Source organism: Blastomonas ursincola (assembly GCF_013607875.1).
Lineage (GTDB): Bacteria > Pseudomonadota > Alphaproteobacteria > Sphingomonadales > Sphingomonadaceae > Blastomonas > Blastomonas ursincola.
Map to the genome: position 1 here is coordinate 153,804 of NZ_VDES01000003.1, position 17,852 is coordinate 171,655.

18 protein-coding genes, 1 tRNA gene and 1 other RNA gene are annotated in these 17,852 nt (G+C 64.8%); 12 read left to right on the forward strand and 8 right to left on the reverse strand.

What is annotated here, in order from left to right; genetic code table 11:
• The 3 genes from FG486_RS18215 to FG486_RS14570 form a co-directional block, all read left to right on the forward strand.
• The coding region (locus FG486_RS18215; protein ID WP_241695836.1) for a TonB-dependent receptor at positions 1–591 on the forward strand (591 nt) is incomplete at its 5' end.
• A gap of 15 nt (positions 592–606) precedes the next feature.
• Entirely contained in the window at positions 607–1,059 is a 453-nt protein-coding gene (locus tag FG486_RS14565; RefSeq protein ID WP_181268078.1) for a MarR family winged helix-turn-helix transcriptional regulator, read from the forward strand.
• A 96-nt stretch (positions 1,060–1,155) separates the two neighbouring features.
• The gene (locus FG486_RS14570; RefSeq protein WP_181268079.1) at positions 1,156–2,163 is read left to right on the forward strand and encodes a fumarylacetoacetate hydrolase family protein; all 1,008 of its coding nucleotides are present in this window, start codon (positions 1,156–1,158) and stop codon (positions 2,161–2,163) included.
• A 15-nt stretch (positions 2,164–2,178) separates the two neighbouring features.
• Here FG486_RS14570 and FG486_RS14575 read toward each other — a convergent pair whose 3' ends face one another.
• The 4 genes from FG486_RS14575 to FG486_RS14590 form a co-directional block, all read right to left on the reverse strand.
• Positions 2,179–3,255 carry a hypothetical protein gene (locus FG486_RS14575; RefSeq protein ID WP_181268080.1) on the reverse strand — a complete coding sequence of 359 codons (1,077 nt, stop codon included), beginning with the start codon at positions 3,253–3,255 and terminating at the stop codon, positions 2,179–2,181.
• The gene (locus FG486_RS14580; RefSeq protein ID WP_181268081.1) at positions 3,218–4,138 is read right to left on the reverse strand and encodes a hypothetical protein; all 921 of its coding nucleotides are present in this window, start codon (positions 4,136–4,138) and stop codon (positions 3,218–3,220) included. The genes FG486_RS14575 and FG486_RS14580 overlap by 38 nt, the downstream gene beginning before the upstream one ends.
• A gap of 218 nt (positions 4,139–4,356) precedes the next feature.
• Entirely contained in the window at positions 4,357–5,391 is a 1,035-nt protein-coding gene (locus tag FG486_RS14585; protein WP_181268082.1) for a hypothetical protein, read from the reverse strand.
• 45 nt (positions 5,392–5,436) lie between these two features.
• Positions 5,437–6,093 carry an alpha/beta hydrolase gene (locus FG486_RS14590; RefSeq protein WP_023837854.1) on the reverse strand — a complete coding sequence of 219 codons (657 nt, stop codon included), beginning with the start codon at positions 6,091–6,093 and terminating at the stop codon, positions 5,437–5,439.
• A gap of 211 nt (positions 6,094–6,304) precedes the next feature.
• Here FG486_RS14590 and FG486_RS14595 point away from each other — a divergent pair, with 211 nt between their 5' ends.
• From FG486_RS14595 to FG486_RS14630, 8 genes are all read left to right on the forward strand, one after another.
• The gene (locus FG486_RS14595) at positions 6,305–7,390 is read left to right on the forward strand and encodes a cysteine desulfurase family protein (protein WP_181268083.1); all 1,086 of its coding nucleotides are present in this window, start codon (positions 6,305–6,307) and stop codon (positions 7,388–7,390) included.
• Entirely contained in the window at positions 7,390–8,517 is a 1,128-nt protein-coding gene (locus FG486_RS14600) for a cysteine desulfurase family protein (RefSeq protein ID WP_181268084.1), read from the forward strand. Before FG486_RS14595 ends, FG486_RS14600 begins: the two co-directional genes overlap by 1 nt.
• Before the next feature lie 3 nt (positions 8,518–8,520).
• On the forward strand, positions 8,521–8,856 hold the full coding sequence (locus FG486_RS14605) for a 2Fe-2S iron-sulfur cluster-binding protein (protein WP_066274801.1): 336 nt from the start codon (positions 8,521–8,523) through the stop codon (positions 8,854–8,856).
• Between the two features lie 51 nt (positions 8,857–8,907).
• Positions 8,908–9,003, forward strand: an RNA gene (ffs, locus tag FG486_RS14610) — signal recognition particle sRNA small type.
• 136 nt (positions 9,004–9,139) lie between these two features.
• Positions 9,140–10,888, forward strand: coding sequence for a DNA polymerase III subunit gamma/tau (locus FG486_RS14615; RefSeq protein ID WP_422125061.1), 1,749 nt, complete (start codon positions 9,140–9,142; stop codon positions 10,886–10,888).
• Entirely contained in the window at positions 10,885–11,220 is a 336-nt protein-coding gene (locus FG486_RS14620; protein ID WP_060977851.1) for a YbaB/EbfC family nucleoid-associated protein, read from the forward strand. The genes FG486_RS14615 and FG486_RS14620 overlap by 4 nt, the downstream gene beginning before the upstream one ends.
• 121 nt (positions 11,221–11,341) lie before the next feature.
• Positions 11,342–13,738 carry an endopeptidase La gene (gene lon / locus FG486_RS14625; protein WP_066274793.1) on the forward strand — a complete coding sequence of 799 codons (2,397 nt, stop codon included), beginning with the start codon at positions 11,342–11,344 and terminating at the stop codon, positions 13,736–13,738.
• Positions 13,739–13,925: 187 nt separating this feature from the next.
• Positions 13,926–14,198 carry an HU family DNA-binding protein gene (locus FG486_RS14630; RefSeq protein ID WP_017671429.1) on the forward strand — a complete coding sequence of 91 codons (273 nt, stop codon included), beginning with the start codon at positions 13,926–13,928 and terminating at the stop codon, positions 14,196–14,198.
• Positions 14,199–14,335: 137 nt separating this feature from the next.
• Here the strand turns inward: FG486_RS14630 and FG486_RS14635 are convergent, their stop codons facing one another.
• From FG486_RS14635 to rlmB, 4 genes are read right to left on the reverse strand one after another with little or no spacing between them, the layout of a single operon-like run.
• On the reverse strand, positions 14,336–14,962 hold the full coding sequence (locus FG486_RS14635; RefSeq protein WP_181268086.1) for an eCIS core domain-containing protein: 627 nt from the start codon (positions 14,960–14,962) through the stop codon (positions 14,336–14,338).
• A gap of 22 nt (positions 14,963–14,984) precedes the next feature.
• On the reverse strand, positions 14,985–15,791 hold the full coding sequence (locus FG486_RS14640; protein ID WP_181268087.1) for a hypothetical protein: 807 nt from the start codon (positions 15,789–15,791) through the stop codon (positions 14,985–14,987).
• A gap of 52 nt (positions 15,792–15,843) precedes the next feature.
• Positions 15,844–16,788, reverse strand: coding sequence for a hypothetical protein (locus FG486_RS14645; RefSeq protein ID WP_181268088.1), 945 nt, complete (start codon positions 16,786–16,788; stop codon positions 15,844–15,846).
• 17 nt (positions 16,789–16,805) lie between these two features.
• Positions 16,806–17,570: a 23S rRNA (guanosine(2251)-2'-O)-methyltransferase RlmB gene (rlmB, locus tag FG486_RS14650; RefSeq protein ID WP_066274785.1), complete on the reverse strand. Its 765-nt coding sequence runs from the start codon at positions 17,568–17,570 to the stop codon at positions 16,806–16,808.
• 157 nt (positions 17,571–17,727) lie between these two features.
• Between rlmB and FG486_RS14655 the strand changes: the two genes are divergently transcribed.
• Positions 17,728–17,813: transfer RNA gene (locus tag FG486_RS14655), tRNA-Tyr, on the forward strand.
• Positions 17,814–17,852 lie beyond the last annotated feature (39 nt).

Here is a 17,852-nt window from a genome sequence, read left to right on the forward strand (position 1 = left end):
TACACCATTCGGCTSGGCGCAACTGTCTTCTGGAACCGGCTGGACAATGCCATTGCCAACGTGACACTGGCGCGCGGACCCGGCAATTTTCCCGGAGTAGGCTTCGTTTCGGCGGCGGGTGCGTTCAGCCAGCGGCAAAATCTCGACGCGGTCGAGGCGAAGGGTGTCGAGATCGAAGCGAGCGGCGATATCGGCGATGTCCGCCTTGCCGCCGCCTACAGCTATGTCGATGCCAAGGTGGAGGCTGCTCCAGCTCAGGCAACGATCGATGGACGCAGGCCCGCGCAGGTGCCGCGCCACTTTGCCACCGGCTCGGTCGGGTGGTTCCCGCGAGGCGGTGACAGCGGCGTGAATATCACGGCGCGCTATGTCGGATCGCAGTTCGAGGACGATCTTGGCCAGCTTGCGCTCGACGATGCGCTCACGCTCGATGCGCGTGCGGCGCTCCGGCTGAACCGCAATCTGCTTGTCGAACTGCGCGGCGAGAACCTGTTCGACACGACCGTGCAGGCGGGCATCAGCGGCCCCGGTATCATCGAACGTGCCCTGCCGCGCACGATTTGGCTTGGCGTGAAACTGGACATTGAATAGCCTGACCGACGCAACATGACCCGCAGCATAACTCGCCTTGCCGATTTCCTCCCCTATCGCCTCTCGATCGCGTCGAATGCGGTGAGCGATCTGATCGCGCGCGAATATCGCACCCGCTTCGGCCTGAAGATCCCCGAATGGCGGGTCATGGCGGTGCTGGGCGATGTCGGCGAGGCGACGCAGCGCGAGCTGGTGGCGGCGACGCGGATGGACAAGGTCGCCGTCAACCGCGCGACGAAGACCCTGGGCGAGCGCGCCTTGATCCAGCGTGCGCCGAACATGGCGGATGGGCGGTCGCACCATCTGGCGCTGACGGCGGCAGGGCAGGCGCTCTATGCCGAGATCATGCCGCTCGCACTCCAGATGGAGGCGCAGATCATGACCGTGCTCGACGATGACGAGCGCGCGCAGCTCTCCGCGCTGATGAACAAGCTGCTGGCGCGCGCGGATGCCCTGACCGATGACTGACCCGCGCCGCCCGGGTCTTGCATTCAAGTTTCATTTGATACTATGCTGCGTGCAGCATCTCCGCATTCCGGCAACAGCAAAAGGCAGCCGCATCCCATGAAGCTTGCATCTCTCAAGAGCGGCCGCGATGGCCATCTCGTCGTCGTTTCGAACGATCTCGCCTGGTATGCCGATGCCAGCCATCTGGTGCCCACGCTCCAGGCGGCACTCGACGATTGGGACCGCATGGCGCCGTATCTCGAGGTGCTGGCGCGCGATCTCGAACATGCCGCCATTCCGCGCGAGCGCTTTCACGAACATGATGCCGCTGCGCCGCTGCCGCGCGCTTATCAATGGGCGGACGGATCGGCCTATGTGAATCACGTCGAGCTGGTGCGCAAGGCGCGCGGGGCGGAGCTGCCCGAAAGCTTCTGGACCGATCCGCTGATGTATCAGGGCGGATCGGACGACCTGATGGGCGCGCGCGATCCCATATTGCTCAAGGATGAGGCCTGGGGCTGCGATCTGGAAGCCGAGATCGTGGTGGTGACCGGCGACGTGCCCCAGGGCGTGACGCCCGAAGAGGCGCGCGGCTATATCCGGCTGGTCGGCCTGGTGAACGACGTGTCGCTGCGCAACCTGATCCCCGACGAGCTCGCCAAGGGCTTCGGCTTCGTCCAGTCCAAGCCAGCCAGTGCGTTTTCACCGGTGTTCGTGACGCCCGGTGCACTTGGCGACTATTGGAAGGACGGCAAGCTGCACCGCAAGCTCTTGGTCGATCTGAACGGCGAACCGTTCGGCCGGGCGGTGGCATCGGACGACTGCACCTTCGATTTCGGCGTACTGATCGCGCATCTGGCCAAGACGCGGCGTGTGCGCGCGGGCTCGATCATCGGATCGGGAACCGTCTCCAACCGCGACAGCGATGGCGGCCCCGGTCGCCCGGTCAGCGAGGGCGGCCTGGGTTACAGCTGCATCGCCGAAGTGCGCATGGTCGAGAAGATCACCACCGGAGAAATGAAGACCCCGTTCCTCAAGCATGGCGATACGGTGCGCATCGACGTGCACGACGACAAGGAACACACAATTTTCGGCGCAATCGAGCAGGTGGTGAAGGTCGGCTGAGCAGGCTTGGGAGCGTCAGTCCTGATCGTCACCGGCAGCGGAAGGATTGAGGATCGCGCTGACGAGCATGCGGCGCTGCTTCCAGCCGGCGCGGGCGTGCGGCATGCTGTAGAGCGTTCGCAGCAGTGCGATGTCCCAGTCGGTCGGGTTCGTATAGACATTGCCGGCGTCGAACAGGCCCAGGATCGAATTCGGCATGGGCTGGCTGGTCGGAGTGGTTTCGGCAAAGGCGACCATGGCAGCATAAGCGGCCACGGCATCGAGCGAGCGCCCCTGCGCAAGCTTGACGTCGATGACAACCGTTGCCTTGAACAGCGCGCGAACAGCCAGCGTGCCGATGATGGTCGAGCGATAGGCCTGCACCGTCTCGTTGCCATGGCCGATCGCAGATTGGCCACCAATTCCCGTGCTGAAAGTATTTCCGTCGGTCGCCTGCGCGCCGGCCAATAGCGAATCCGAATTGGCCGTCTTCATGCCATCGGCACCTTGGCTGCGGCTGTTGTACCACCAGCGTATCGGAGCGTCGCCCGTCAGCAACTGGTCGCGCTGAACAGGTGTGAGTCCGGCGAGACGGCTCGGTGCCTTTTTCGCCAGCTGGCGCATCAACGCACGCGCGTCGTTGGTAAATGTCACCGCGATATTGCCCTGGCAGCCTAGAGGGGCGGTCTTGATTCCCGATACCTGCGCAATTTCGCGCATCCGCGCTTCGACAATCTGAGCATGGTCGGCATTGATGCCCACGACCTTCGGGCAAACTGGTTCAAGCCAGCGCGCAACCGGATCGGAGCTGTTGGCGATGCCCGTACGCCGGACATAATCATTCGCCTGCTTGCGCAGCTCGGTCGGGTTGGCGGCGGGGGCGATGACGTGGATTTCCGGTTTGGGCTCCGATTGCGCGATCGCCGGTGCGTGGCCTAATGCCAGCATGCAGACAGCTGTGGTCAGGAACACGGTCGTGCGTTTCATTGTCACGCTCCAACAGCTGCCATTTCTGGCGGAAAGGCTCTTGCAAACGGCCGGGACAGGCTGCCCCTGCTGGGCTCCGGGTGCTGACTCACGGCTTTTCCAAGATTCGCCCGGCCTGTTCGGCATCCTGAACCAGCCTGGCCACCAGCATGCGCCGCTGCTGCCAGCCGGCGCGGGCAGCGGGTATGTCGTAAAGGCCCTGCAGGAAGCTGATGTCGAAGCTGGTCAGCCTGGCCTGGGTTCCGCCGCTGGCGAACAGCCCGAGCAGCGAATTCGGCGGAGGAGTGCCGGGCTCCAGCTCTGCCAGAGCGACCATCGCGGCATAATCTGCAACGCTGTCGAGCGGCAGGCCATGGGCACGATTGATATCGACGATCACCGTCGCGCTCTGCAGCGATCGGATCACCTGTGTCTGCACCACGCCGGACCGGAATGTCCGGATGCCTGGGACACTCAGCAAAACCCCAGACGGCTCGGAGCCTGACCCGAGCGTTTCTGCCGCGGATATCTGCGGAGCGACGCTGACGCCGTCGCTGGTGCCGAGGGTCGTGGCATACCACCAGCGGACGGGCGCGTTGCCGTCCATCAGTTCGCTGCGGGCATGTTGAGGAACGTCGTTGAGCAAGGTTGGATTGCGCGACGCCACGCGCCGGGCGGTTGCCTTGCCATCGGTCACGAAGCTGATGAATATGTTGGCCCGGCAAGGTGCATCGGCCGCCTCGACACCAACCCGCTTCGCCAGCCCGCGCAGCCGGTCCTCCACTATCCGCCCATAGACGTCATGCAGGCCGATCACTCTGGGGCATATCGGCACGTTCCATCGCGCCACCGGATCGTCATTCCGGATGATGCCGGTCTTGCGGATATAGTCGTGCGCGTCCTTGCGCGCTTCGGCTTCGGTCAGGCGTTCGCCCAACACCTCGATCTGTGTGTCGGCGCCATGGCTGGCGATGGCGGGGCCCGGACTATTCTGGCCCTGTGCGGTGCCGGTAGCAGGAAAGGCAAGCAAGGCAGAGCATGCAAGAATAACGGAATGGCGCAGTTTCGGGCTCGGAAACATCTCGGCCTCCTGATGACGCATCCGTTACATCATGCAGGGATTCTTCGACTTATTCAACCAAACTAATACATTCATAATGGTTTGAATAATCCGGCTATCGAAAAGCATCGATATTCAGTTACGGATCGACCATGTATCGACGCGACGCGTGGGCGCGCCTCGCCCGGTTATTTGACCGTGTCTGCCAGCCCTTCGGTCAGATCCTCTTCATCGTCAATCTGACCGGCCGCTTCCGAATCCTTCAGGATCCTGCCCACGAGCATGCGCTTCTGTTTCCAGCCCGCTCGGGCCGCGGGGATGCTGTAGAGTGCCCTGAGGAAACTAATGTCCCAGTCGGTAGCGCTTGCGACCGGGGTATCGGGCGCAAACAGCCCCAGGATCGAATTGGGAGGAGGGGTCTGTGCTGGCTTCATCTCGGCAAAGGCGACCATCGCGGCATAAGCAGCGACAGCGTCGAGCGGGACACCCTGCGCAAGATTGACATCGATCACCACCGTCGCGCTGCGCAGCGCGCGGACGATCTGGGTGCGGACGATGCTCGAGCTATAGGCCTGCACCGTCGGCAGCCCATTGCCGATCGACGAGCCTCCGCCCTCTGCCGTGCCGCTGTTGGCAGCAAGGCTGTCAGATGTGACCGCACCCACCCCGTCAACGCTGGCTTCTTGCGTCGTATACCACCAGCGCACCGGCGCAGTGCCATTGAGTAGCGCGGACCGATCAGGAATCTGGACTTCACTCAGGCGGCGCGGCGATTTTTTCGCGATGCGCTGAACAACTGCTGGCGCGTTGGTTGTGAAGCTGACGACGATATTAGTCTTGCACGGAGCCTGTGCTGTGTCGATTTCTGCCACTTTCGCGAGTGCACGGATCTTGCGTTCGACAATCGCGGCATATTCGGGCTGAATGCCCAGCACCACCGGACAGATTGGAGTGACCCAGCGCGCCAGCGGATCATCACTGCTGGTCGACACCGTCCGCCTGACGAAGTCGTTGGCTTCCCTGCGCGCCTGCTCCTCGGTCTGGCGCCGGCCGATGACCTCGATTTCGCTTTCCGGGGACGCTTGCTGGGCCTGGGCAGAGACCGGCCCCACGCCAGCCGAGACAATGATGGCCAAAAACAGCGAGAGTCTGGCGGATCTGGCAGACATGCATTGCCCCCATGAAATCATGTGGCATGACATTGCAGCAGGACCGATCTGCATGCCATCGCAATTCGACCAAGGCACGCAGATATCCGGCCAGCGCCGTCACCGGATCGGCGAATCCGGGGCTAGGCGCATGTCGAGATAATTGTCGACCGAGTGCATCAGATCGTCGAGCTCGTGCTCGAAGAAATGGTTGGCGCGGCTGATCTCGTCGTGGTGGATGGTGATGTGCTTCTGCGTGCGCAGCTTGTCGACCAGCTTCTGCACCGCGCCGGGCGTCACCACCGTATCGGCGGCGCCCTGGACGATGATGCCCGATGCGGGGCAGGGCGCGAGGAAGCTGAAATCGTACATGTTCGCGGGCGGCGCGACCGAGATGAATCCGCGGATCTCCGGGCGGCGCATCAGCAGCTGCATCGCGATCAGCGCACCGAAGCTGAAGCCCGCGACCCAGGTGGTCTGCGCTTCGGGATGGAAGCTCTGCACCCAGTCGAGCGCAGCGGCAGCATCGGAAAGCTCTCCGATGCCGTTGTCGAAAGTGCCCTGGCTGCGGCCGACGCCGCGGAAATTGAAGCGCAGCGTCGCAAAGCCGCGGCGCACGAAGGTCTTGTAAAGCGCCTGGGTGATCCGGTCGTTCATCGTGCCGCCGCCCTGCGGATGCGGATGCAGGATCATGGCGACCGGTGCGCGCGGGCGAGGGGCGGGGCTGAAGCGTCCTTCAAGGCGGCCTTCGGGACCGGGAAAGATGACGGCGGGCATGTTTTGCGCTCTTTCGGCTGAAACGACACTAATGTCGGCATGTTGAATATCAGGGCGGCAGAAGCATCAGATAGGGTCGCAGCGGCTGCCGGGAAGGGGCGCTATACGCAATCCGCTCGGGCAAAAGCAACAAAATGCGTGGATTCGCGCCTGACTGCGGTTAGAGGAACGCGATGAGCCGTTGTTCTCTTCCTCACGATCCGCTGCCCCGATGAACCAGCCGCGCATCTATCTGGATCATGCCGCTACGACGCCGGTGCTCGCCGAGGCGCGCGCGGCGATGATCGCGGGGATCGAGCGCTGGGCCAACCCGTCGTCGCCGCACAGCGACGGGCGTGCGGCGCGCGCGGCGCTCGAAGAGGCGCGGCGGCAGATTGCAGGCGCGCTGAACTGGGACGGCGAGGTGATCCTGACCAGCGGTGCGAGCGAAGCCATCTCGCTCGCCATGCTGGCGGGCAAGGCCGATGGCTGGATCGTCAATCCGACCGAGCATGACGCGGTGCAGCGGCTGACGGCGCGCATCCCGGCAGGACGGTCGCTGATGCGGCTCGCGGTCGATCTCGACGGACAGCTGGTGATGGCGAGCCTCGCGCGTGCGCTCGAAACCTGCGGCGGACGCCCGATGGTGGTGGTGCAGTCGGTGAATAGCGAGACCGGGGTGATCCAGGATAATGCAGCGATCACCGCGATGGCGCGCGACGGCGGCGCGCTCAGCCTGTGCGACGCCTCGCAAAGCGCGGGCAAGCTGCCGCTGCCCGATGCCGACATGATCGTGGTCTCGGCGCACAAGCTGGGCGGTCCGCCGGGGATTGGCGCGTTGCTGGTGCGCGATCTCGGGCTGCTCGAACCGCCCGGCGGGCAGGAAAAGGGCTATCGCGGTGGGACGGAGAATGTGCCTGCCGCCATGGGCTTTGCCGCTGCGCTGACGCACGCGCGCTACTGGACCGACCGGGCGGCGGACCTGCGCCATCAGCTCGACAGCGCCATTCGCGGCGCGGGCGGGGAGGTGGTCGCGCAAAATGCGCCGCGCCTGCCGAGCATCGGTAGCTATCGCATGCCCGGCATGGCGGCGAATGCGCAGCTGATCCAGTTCGACCTCGCGGGTGTCTCGGTTTCGGCGGGCAGCGCCTGTTCGTCTGGCACGCTCAAGACCAGCGCGGTGCTGACCGCGATGGGCTGGGACGAGAAGGCGGCGGGCGAGGTGGTGCGGGTGAGCTTCGGCCCGTCGACCACGCGCGCGCACGTCTATCGCTTCATCGAATTGTGGCGCGACATGGCGGCACGGGCAAAACGCTGATGACAAGCGGACCGATCTATCTCGATTATCAGGCGACGACCCCGCTCGCGCCCGAGGCTTATGCCGCGATGCTGCCCTGGCTCGGCGGGCCGGAGAGCGCGGGCGGATGGGCCAATCCGCACAGTGCGCACCTGCTCGGACGCAAGGCCTCGGCCGCGGTCGAGGTCGCGCGCGGGCAGATCGATGCGCTGATGCCCAAAGGCGGGCGCGTGATCTTCACCAGCGGCGCGACCGAGGCGCTGAACCTGGCGATCCGGGGGGCGCTGCCCGCGCTCGCGCCGCGCCGACGGATCGTCACGATCGCGACCGAACATGCCGCCGTGCGCGATACGTGTCTGTGGCTGGAGGCGCAGGGCCATGATGTCGTGCTGCTGCCGGTGGACTGCGACGGGCTGGTCGACATGCCCGCGGCGCGCGCTGCCATCACGCCGGACACCGCGCTGGTCGCAGCGATGCTGGTCAATAACGAGATCGGCGTGATCCAGCCGATCGAGGTGCTCTCCGATCTGGCGCACGCGGCGGGCGCGCTGTTCGTGTGCGATGCGGTGCAGGGCTTCGGGCGCGTCGCACTGCCGCAAGCGGCGGACATGATCGCGGTCACCGCGCACAAGATCCATGGCCCCAAGGGAATCGGTGCGCTCTGGGTGCGCGAGGGCACGGCGCTCGAACCGCTGATCCATGGGGGCGGGCAGGAGCAGGGGCTGCGATCGGGCACGCTCTCGCCCGCTTTGTGCGCCGGTTTCGGCGCGGCGGCGAAGCTCGCGGCGCAGCGGGCGGAGGAGGATGCCGCGCATGTTGCATGGCTGCGCGATCGCGCGCTGGAGCTGTTCGCGGGCTGGCAGGTCAACGGATCGCTGAGCGAGCGCTATCCCGGCAATCTCAACCTGCGCCGTGACGGGCTGGATGTCGCGCGGCTGATGTCCGATGTGCGCGGCGTCGCCTTTTCCGCAGGCTCGGCCTGTGCCAGCGGTTCGGGTCGGCCCAGTCATGTGCTGACCGCGCTGGGCCTGTCGAGCCGGGAAGTCCGTTCGTCGATCCGGCTCGGCTTCGGGCGCTATACCGGCATTGACGAAATCGAACGCGCCGCGCATTTGATCGTTGATGCGGCCAATCGGCAGATGGGGTGATCGATGATCGAAGTGACGTTCATCAGCGCGGACGGCAAGACCCGTCAGACGGTGCAGGCGAGCGAAGGCGACCGGCTGCTCGATGTCGCGCAGGCCAATGGCCAGCCGCTCGAAGGCACGTGCGAGGGGCAGATGGCCTGCTCCACCTGCCACCTGATCATCGATCCGGCGGATTTCGCCAAGCTGCCCGATCCGGTGGAAATGGAAGAAGACATGCTCGACCTCGCCGTCGCGGTGACCCGCACCTCGCGCCTGTCGTGCCAGATCTTCCTGCGCGAGGAATGGGGCAGCCTGACCTGCCGTGTCCCGGCAGAAAGCTATGACATGCAGGGCGTCTGACCGCGTTTTCAGCCCGGCTTGCTTTTCCGTCATCAACTCGCCATATGGCGCTCGGGAGTCGGGCGGACGTAGCCGTCGCCAATCTGGTCAGGTCCGGAAGGAAGCAGCCACAACGATTTTCGCCGCGGGTCGTCCGGCTCCTACCATCCTATAGCGCCGCATCCTTCACAGGCCCTCTGTTTTGAACAAGCGGGCGGTTTCGGTTTGATCCACCGGCGGCAGCGGCTAATCAGCATCCATGGACGATTCCCGGCCCCAAGATATCGACAATGACGCAGGCGAAATGCCCGGGCTCGGGCTGGACCTGCCAGCTGTCGCCGTACCTTCTGCCGCCAGTGGCCAGGCCTATCGCGTGCTCGCGCGCAAATATCGCCCGCAGACCTTTGCCGAGCTGATCGGCCAGGATGCCATGGTGCAGACGCTGGGCAATGCGATCCGGCGCGAGCGGCTGGCTCATGCGTTCCTGATGACCGGGGTGCGCGGGGTGGGCAAGACCTCGACCGCGCGGCTGATCGCCAAGGCGCTGAACTGCATCGGCCCCGACGGGCAGGGTGGCCCGACCATCGCGCCCTGCGGTGTGTGCGAGCCGTGCGTCGCGATTGCCGAGGGGCGCCATATCGACGTCATCGAGATGGACGCCGCCAGCCATACCGGCATCGACGACGTTCGCGAGATTACCGAGGCGGTGCGCTATGCTGCCGTATCCGCGCGCTACAAGATGTACATCATCGACGAAGCGCACATGCTCTCGAAACAGGCGTGGAACGGTCTGCTCAAGACGCTGGAGGAGCCGCCGCCGCATGTAAAGTTCCTGTTCGCCACGACCGAGGTGAACAAGGTGCCGATCACGGTGCTGTCTCGCTGCCAGCGCTTCGACTTGAAGCGCATCCCGTCCGAACTGCTCGCGAGCCATTTTGCCGAAATCTGCGTCAAGGAGGCGATCACCGCCGAGCCCGACGCGCTCGCGATGATCGCCGATGCCGCCGAAGGCTCGGTGCGCGACGGCCTGTCGATCCTGGACCAGGCGATCGCGCATGCGGATCTGGGCGGCGATGCCAGCAAAGGCGCACCGCAGGTCCGCGCCGAACAGGTCCGCGCGATGCTCGGCCTGTCCGATCGTGGCGCGATGCGGCGGCTGTTCGCGCATCTGATTGCGGGCGATGCCGACGCGATGCTCGCCGATCTCGATGCGCAGCACAGCCTGGGCGTCGATCCGGTCGCCGTGATGCGCGGGCTGCTGGCAATGGTGCATGCGATTACGCTGCAGAAATCGGCGGGGCGAGTGCGCACCGTGCATGGCGAGGAAGACCGCGCCGCGCTCGCCGACTGGGCGGGCAAGCTCGGCCATGCCAGCCTGCACCGGCTGTGGCAGCTGCTGCTGAAGGGCCATGATGAGATCGAGAGCGCGCCGGTCCCGCGCGAGGCGTGCGAGATGGCGCTGCTGCGTGCGCTCTATGCTGCGACCATGCCCGATCCGGGCACGCTCGCCCGCAGGCTGGGCGATGCGCCGGCGGGAGGCACCGCACCCTCTCCCTCCGAGGCTGCAGCGCCGCCGCCGCCGCCGCCTGCCGAGGAAAGCCCGCCCTGGAATGCGGCTCCCGCCGAGCCGGTAGCGCCTCCGCCACCCGCCACGCCGCGGACCATGGCCGATCTGGTCGACATGCTCGACAATGCCAACAAATGGCTGATCGCCGCTCAGGTCAAATCGGACATGCGGCTGATCGAGCTGGGCGAGGACAGGCTGGTCTATCAGTCCGCCACCGGCCGCGACGATTATGTCCCGCTGCTGCGCGAGGCGCTCGCCTCGATCACCGGGCGGCGCTGGGAGGTCGAACGGGGCGAGGGCGAGGCGCAGCCTACGCTGGCCGAGCTCGAGCAGCAGGCCGAAGCGGCGATGCGCGACGAGATTCTGAACCATCCGCTGGTCAAGGCGACCCAGGCCGCCTTTCCCGATGCGGAAATAGACTGGACTGCGGCGGAAATCTCCCCACATGGGGACGAAACCCTGCCAACACGGAGTGCCAAGGCATGAAAAGCATGGAAGAGATGATGGCGGCTGCGCAGGAAGCGGCGCAGACCGTCCAGCGCCAGATGAACGAGGCGCAGGCCAAGCTGGAATCGATCGAGGTCGAAGGCGCAGCGGGCGGCGGCCTGGTCAAGGTGCGCGCCACCGCCAAGGGCCGCATCCTCGGCGTGTCGATCGACGACAGCCTGATGGTGCCTGCCGACAAGCAGATGCTGGAAGATCTCATTGCCGCCGCGTTCAACGATGCGCGCACCAAGGCGGATCGCGCGAGCGAGGAAGAGATGGGCAAGATGGCGCAGGGCCTGCCGCTGCCGGCGGGTTTCAAGCTGCCGTTCTGAATGCGTTAACCTGGGTGGGTGCAGGATCGCTTGTCGTGGATAGACCCGGCAACCATATAAGCCGGTGAGATGCCACCGGACGGCCGGTGACTAACCCCAGATGGATTGAACCGAATTGACCATGTCCCAGACCTATCCCCTGCTGCCCTTGCGCGACATCGTGGTGTTTCCGCAGATGATTGTGCCGCTGTTCGTCGGCCGCGACAAATCGGTCGCTGCGCTCGAGCGTGCGATGGAGCAGGACAAGGAAATCTTCCTCGTCGCGCAGCTCGACCCGGCGCGTGACGATCCTGATCGCGATGATCTCTACGATATCGGCGTAGTCGCGACCGTACTGCAGCTGCTCAAGCTGCCCGATGGCACCGTGCGCGTGCTCGTCGAGGGCGGCGAGCGGGCACGGCTCAACCGGCTCGAAACGAGCGGCGATCATGTGCTCGCCGAGGTCGAGACCATCCCGGCGCGCGCTGTCAGCGGTACCGATGTCAACGCGCTGATGCGCTCGGTGGTCGAACAATTCGAGAATTACGCCAAGCTCAACAAGAAGCTGCCGGCGGAAACCGCGGTGCAACTCGCCGAGATCGACGATGCCTCGAAGCTCGCCGATGCGGTCGCCGCGAACATTTCGGTCAAGGTCGCCGACAAGCAGAGCCTGCTGACCGAGGACGATCCGGTCAAGCGGCTGGAAATGGTGTTCGGCTTCATGGAAGGCGAGCTCGGCGTGCTGCAGGTCGAAAAGAAGATCCGCGGCCGCGTCAAGCGCCAGATGGAAAAGACCCAGCGCGAATATTATCTCAACGAACAGCTTAAGGCGATCCAGTCGGAGCTGGGCAACGGCGATGGCGATGACGGCAATGGCGTCAACGAGTTCGCCGAGAAGATCGAGAAACTGAAGCTCTCGCCCGAGGCCAAGGCCAAGGCGACCGCCGAGCTCAAGAAGCTGCGCGGCATGGCGCCGATGTCGGCCGAAGCCACGGTCGTGCGCAATTATCTCGACGTGCTGCTCGGTCTGCCCTGGGGCAAAAAATCGAAGCTCAAGAAGGATATTGCCGAGGCGCAGACGATCCTCGACGACGACCATTTCGGGCTCGAAAAGGTCAAGGACCGGATCATCGAATATCTCGCCGTTCAGGCGCGCACCAACAAGCTCAAGGGGCCGATCCTGTGCCTCGTCGGCCCTCCGGGCGTCGGCAAGACCTCGCTCGGCCGCTCGATCGCCAAGGCGACGGGGCGTGAATTCGTGCGCCAGTCGCTGGGCGGCGTGCGCGACGAGGCGGAAATCCGTGGCCATCGGCGCACCTATATCGGCTCGCTGCCGGGCAAGATCGTCAACAATCTCAAGAAGGCAGGCACCAGCAATCCGCTGTTCCTGCTCGACGAGATCGACAAGCTTGGCCAGGATTTCCGGGGCGACCCGGCCTCGGCGCTGCTCGAGGTGCTCGATCCCGAACAGAACACCAAGTTTCAGGACCATTATCTGGAGATCGACATCGATCTTTCGGACATCATGTTCGTGACCACCGCGAACAGCCTGAACTTGCCGCAGCCGCTGCTCGACCGCATGGAGATCATCCGGCTCGAAGGCTATACCGAGGACGAGAAGGTCGAGATCGCCAAGCGGCACCTGATTGCCAAGCAGATCGAATCGCACGGTCTGAAGGCGGGCGAGTTCGAGCTGACCGAAGAGGGGCTGCGCGACCTGATCCGCTATTACACCCGTGAGGCGGGCGTGCGCACGCTGGAGCGCGAGATTGCGCGGCTGGCGCGCAAGTCGCTGCGCCGCATCCTCGAGGGCAAGGACAAGGCCGTGGTCATCACGCCCGAGAACCTGTCCGAGTTCGCAGGCGTGCGCAAATATCGCCACGGCATCGGCGAGGCGGAGAACGAGATCGGCGCGGTGACGGGACTGGCCTGGACCGAGGTGGGCGGCGAGCTGCTGACCATCGAGGCGGTGACCGTACCCGGCAAGGGCGCGATCAAGACCACCGGCAAGCTCGGCGAAGTGATGCAGGAATCGGTGCAGGCGGCGTTCTCGTTCGTCAAGGCGCGGGCGCCGGCTTATGGCATCAAGCCCAGCATCTTCGCGCGCAAGGATATCCATATCCACCTTCCCGAAGGCGCAGTGCCCAAGGATGGTCCGTCGGCGGGCATCGGCATGGTAACTTCGATCATCTCGACGCTGACCGGCAACGCGGTGCGCCGCGATGTTGCGATGACCGGCGAGGTCACGCTACGTGGCCGCGTGCTGCCGATCGGGGGCCTGAAGGAAAAGCTGCTCGCGGCGCTGCGTGGCGGCATCACCACGGTGCTGATCCCGCAGGAAAACGAGAAGGACCTGGCCGAGATCCCCGAAAACGCCAAGCAGGGGCTCAAGATCATTCCGGTGTCCCATGTCGACGAGGTGCTTCGCGTCGCCCTGGTCGATCCGCTCGTGCCGATCGACTGGACCGAGGCAGACGAGCTTGCGGCGCAGCCGCCGGTGGCCGCCACGGACATTGCGGAAGCAGCAGTGAAACACTGACTTGCATGGTGCATTGCAGCATCTGAAAGAGAAGCGCGCATCCGGGATCGCATTACGGTAACATTGCGACAAAACGCCCGGAAATGCGCGCTTTTCCCTTTGACAGTCCGGTCAAATCGGTTCTTACTCAGCCCCCTCAAAGCCGCGATTCAGCAATATTCAACAAAAATCAGGGGGTTCCCACGGCATGAACAAGAACGATCTCATTTCGGCAGTTTCCGAACAGGCTGGTATCACCAAGGCCGACGCCAGCAAGGCGGTGGAAGCGGTGTTCGATTCGATCAGCGGCGCGCTGGCAAAGGGCAGCGAAGTCCGTCTCGTCGGTTTCGGCACCTTCTCGGTGAGCAAGCGCAAGGCATCGACCGGACGCAATCCGCGCACCGGCGAAAAGATGGAAATCAAGGCATCGACCCAGCCCAAGTTCAAGGCCGGCAAGGGCCTGAAAGACGCGGTCAACTGATCGTATCCGCCCTGCCTCTTGGGCGGGGCAGCGCAGACGCTTTGAGCGGGCAGGGGTCGCAGCTAACCCTCCCCGGTTGAAATGCTAGAAACAGGGGAAGGCGGCGCGCACAGTGCCGCCTTTTCTTTTGCCCGTTTTCAGTTGCCGGCCTTGCGGATGGCTGCGGTCACCCTGTCTGCCCGGCGGGTCGCCTCGCGCTCGATCGCGCGCCAGTCGGTAATGTAGGCGGCGGCGAAGCCATCCACGCCCATGCGCCGATATTGCTCGACATGCGCGAGTTCGTGCGCCCACATCCAGACATTCTCGGTCAACCGCGTGCTGGAGAAAACGACCTGACGGTCCAGCGCGATCGCGCCCTCGTCCATGAACTGTTCGGTGATAATCGCGCCCAGATCGACGCGACCCGTGCCAATCGTCCAGCGCGTCGCAGACAGCGTCTCGGGCTTGAAATGCGGCATGAGCAGCTTTCGCATGTCGGCGGGAATGGGCTTGGCGCCCGCACGGGCAGCCTGGCTTTCGCCATGCCGGATCGCGCGCGCGAGCACGGGGGCGGTCAGTCTCGCCGATCGCCGTGCAAGCTGCTCGGACCCGCGCCGCGCCTCTCCGGCAATGGCGCCTGCGGAGCGTCCCCCCAAGGCCTCCATGACGCGGTTCAGTTCTGCTGGCGGGCGAAGCAGTTTCTCGTCGGGACGCTCGATGCATCCCGGAAGAGTGCAGGCTGTCAGCGCCGCCAGCATTCCCATCACGTGTCGCGGTCCGATCATCCGCGAACCGCTACGCGACCGCTTACTGACCGGCAAGCCCGATCAGCGCTTCCGGCCCCTTGGACAGGCGGCTGTTGACGACCCATTTCAACGTCGCGTTCGCGCCCGCCATGGTGGGCCCGTCCTCGGTATTGTTGGTGAGGATGCGGCCGTCGGTCGTGATGGTGAACGTGCCTTCGGGCTTGGGCTGTCCAGGCTTGCCCTTGGCATCGGCTGCACCCGCCATCGCGCCCAGCGCCGCCATCTCGCCGCCGCCCGCTTCGCCCGAATAGGCAGGGGCAGAGACCTTCACGCTGCCGTCCTTGCGGCCGATGATGGTGACGAAAGGCATGATCGCGTTGCCGCCATCGACCAGCGGGAAGGCGAAACCATGCGCGCTGTTGCCGGTGATCGAATATTCGACATCGATGATGCGGTTGCCGCGATAGCTGACCTTATTCCAGCCGCGCTGCTTTTTCAGCTGCTCGACCAGATCGGCAATGCTCTCGTCACTGCCTAGGCCGCCCATCTCGCCGCCCATGGCATTGCCGACCATTCCGGTCTCCGCCTTGCTTTCGGCCTGCGCCGCGTCGAAATCCTTGCGCTGTTGCGCCAGTTCGGCCTCGGTGCATTCGCGCTCGTCGCCTGTGTCGTCGCTATAGCAGGGGCTCGCCGAGAACTCGGCGGGCGGCGGCGACATGTCGGTCACCACGATCTCGCCGACATAGGTGAAGGTGAAGCTGCCATCGCGCCGGAGATCCAGCGAGGAGGTGAACTTGCCCGGCGACAGCAGGCAGCCGGTGAGCAGCAGCGGCGCTGCCAGCGCGGCGAGGATACGCATGAATCTCATGTCTCGGTCCTTTGTCCAGGTGCGACCCGTTTGAACCAGAAAGCGCCCCGTCTCAGGCCGGGTTGAGCGATATCAGCGCCTCGGGCGCGCGATCGCGCCGGGCATTGACCTTCCATTCGAGCACGCGCATCGCACCCGACACGCTCGGGCCGTCTTCGGTGTTGTTGGTCAGGATCTCGCCATCGGTGCGGATGGTGAACATGCCGTCGGGCTTGGGCAGGTTGGCGAAGATCTTCGCCTCCTCGCTGTTGCTGGAGGACCCCACCGCCTGCAGGATCGACATCAGACCGCCCATATTGCCGCCCATGAAGCTGGTCTGGCCGCCAGCAGCAAAGGCGGGCGCGTCGATGCGCACGGAATTGTTGGTGCGCGCGGTGGCGACGATGAACGGCGTGATGCCCTGCACCTTCTCTATCGTCGGGAAGCTGTAATCCTGGTCGATCCGGCCCGAGATCGCATAATCGACGGTAAACAGGCCGTCGCCCTTGTGCGCGATCTCGCGCCAGCCCTTCTGCTTCTTGATCCGGGTAATGAACTCGTCGATCGCGTCGGGCGCGGTGGGGTCGATGCCACCGAGCATCGCCTTGAAGATCTCGATATTCTTGGCGTCCTCGGCCTTCTTGGCGGCGCGCTGCTCTTCCCAGGCTTCCTTCTGGCTGTCGATCTCGGCGGGGGTGCATTCGCGTTCGAGTGCTTCCTCGGCCCAGCCTTCGCCGTCCTGCTCGTCCTGGGCATAGGCGGTCTTGAGCACCGCCGCGTCGACCTCGGCGGGCTCGCCATAGCAGGGGCTGGGGGTGAACTCCGCCTTGTTGTCGTCGAGCGCTGCGCCCATCGCGATCAGTTGCGACAGGCCGAGTAGGTGGATGTCGCCCTTGTAGGTGAAGCTGAAACCCCCGCCGCGCAGCACGGTCATGTCGGCAGCGAACTTGCCGGGCGAAAGCAGGCACCCTGTCAGCATCCAGGCGGCGGCGGCAACCGCCAGTATCCGCAGTCCCATCCGCCCCCCGGTACGCATCAGCCTTCCCCCCGGTCCATGCGAATCGCGTAGAGCGAGATGGCCGCCGCATTCGAGACGTTGAGGCTTTCCATCGCACTGCTGATCGGCAGGCGCGCGAGTGTATCGCAATGGCCGGCGACATTGTGGCGCAGGCCTTCACCCTCGGCTCCCAGCACCAATGCGACCGGGCCGGTGCCCAGCACCTCGGCCAGGGTGTCCTCGGCCTCTCCGGCAAGGCCGATGCGCCAGTATCCGGCATCGGCCATTTCCTCGAGCGCGCGCGACAGGTTCACGACTCGCACCCAGGGCACGATCTCCAGCGCGCCCGAGGCGGCCTTGGCGATGGTGCCCGATTCGGGCGGCGCGTGCCGATCCTGGGTGATGATCGCGGCGGCATCGAAGGCGGCGGCGGAGCGGAAGATCGCGCCGACATTGTGCGGATCGGTGACCTGATCGAGCACCACCAGCGGGCGCAGCGGATCGCCCGAGAGCACATCGCCGAGCAGCATGTCGTCGAGCGGCTCGACCTCGATCACGATTCCCTGGTGCGGCGCATCGCGCGCGACAAGCCGGGCAAGATCGGCGACATCGGCATATTCGACCGACACGCCCGTGGGCAGATCGAATTGCGCCAGCGCCTCGCGCGTGCCGCGAATCCAGCGAATCTGCCGCTCGGGATTGTTGAAGGCCGCCTCGCAGGCATGCGTCCCCCAGAATCGCGGCAGCTTGCCGCCCTCGAGTCCCGCCTTGCGGTTGCGGTTGCGTGCGCCGCGTTTTGCCATGTTGGTGTGTATCTTTCTTGGGCGAACGGGTCGCCGGGGTGGTCAGATCAAGCTTTTCGTCCTGTCGGCATTGACAGGCAAGCGCGAATTGTTCAAGGGACCGCCTCTCGGCAGAGACGGCCCTCTTCGGAACGGCCAAACGCACTGGGAAACGTGTGGACAGGTGGCCGAGTGGTTAATGGCAGCAGACTGTAAATCTGCCCGCGAGAGCGTACGCTGGTTCGAATCCAGCCCTGTCCACCACCTCCCTTTTCATGATGCATCGGGTGCCACGTGCCCTTG

Excerpts from the sequence above, each read along its gene's own strand:
- FG486_RS14565 (WP_181268078.1), top strand. The coding sequence starts at position 607 with ATGACCCGCAGCATAACTCGCCTTGCCGATTTCCTCCCCTATCGCCTC.
- FG486_RS14570 (WP_181268079.1), top strand. The coding sequence starts at position 1,156 with ATGAAGCTTGCATCTCTCAAGAGCGGCCGCGATGGCCATCTCGTCGTC.
- FG486_RS14575 (WP_181268080.1), bottom strand. The coding sequence starts at position 3,255 with ATGCCGAACAGGCCGGGCGAATCTTGGAAAAGCCGTGAGTCAGCACCC.
- FG486_RS14585 (WP_181268082.1), bottom strand. The coding sequence starts at position 5,391 with ATGCAGATCGGTCCTGCTGCAATGTCATGCCACATGATTTCATGGGGG.
- FG486_RS14590 (WP_023837854.1), bottom strand. The coding sequence starts at position 6,093 with ATGCCCGCCGTCATCTTTCCCGGTCCCGAAGGCCGCCTTGAAGGACGC.
- FG486_RS14595 (WP_181268083.1), top strand. The coding sequence starts at position 6,305 with ATGAACCAGCCGCGCATCTATCTGGATCATGCCGCTACGACGCCGGTG.
- FG486_RS14600 (WP_181268084.1), top strand. The coding sequence starts at position 7,390 with ATGACAAGCGGACCGATCTATCTCGATTATCAGGCGACGACCCCGCTC.
- FG486_RS14605 (WP_066274801.1), top strand. The coding sequence starts at position 8,521 with ATGATCGAAGTGACGTTCATCAGCGCGGACGGCAAGACCCGTCAGACG.
- FG486_RS14615 (WP_422125061.1), top strand. The coding sequence starts at position 9,140 with ATGCCCGGGCTCGGGCTGGACCTGCCAGCTGTCGCCGTACCTTCTGCC.
- FG486_RS14620 (WP_060977851.1), top strand. The coding sequence starts at position 10,885 with ATGAAAAGCATGGAAGAGATGATGGCGGCTGCGCAGGAAGCGGCGCAG.
- lon (WP_066274793.1), top strand. The coding sequence starts at position 11,342 with ATGTCCCAGACCTATCCCCTGCTGCCCTTGCGCGACATCGTGGTGTTT.
- FG486_RS14630 (WP_017671429.1), top strand. The coding sequence starts at position 13,926 with ATGAACAAGAACGATCTCATTTCGGCAGTTTCCGAACAGGCTGGTATC.
- FG486_RS14635 (WP_181268086.1), bottom strand. The coding sequence starts at position 14,962 with ATGATCGGACCGCGACACGTGATGGGAATGCTGGCGGCGCTGACAGCC.
- FG486_RS14640 (WP_181268087.1), bottom strand. The coding sequence starts at position 15,791 with ATGAGATTCATGCGTATCCTCGCCGCGCTGGCAGCGCCGCTGCTGCTC.
- FG486_RS14645 (WP_181268088.1), bottom strand. The coding sequence starts at position 16,788 with ATGGGACTGCGGATACTGGCGGTTGCCGCCGCCGCCTGGATGCTGACA.
- rlmB (WP_066274785.1), bottom strand. The coding sequence starts at position 17,570 with ATGGCAAAACGCGGCGCACGCAACCGCAACCGCAAGGCGGGACTCGAG.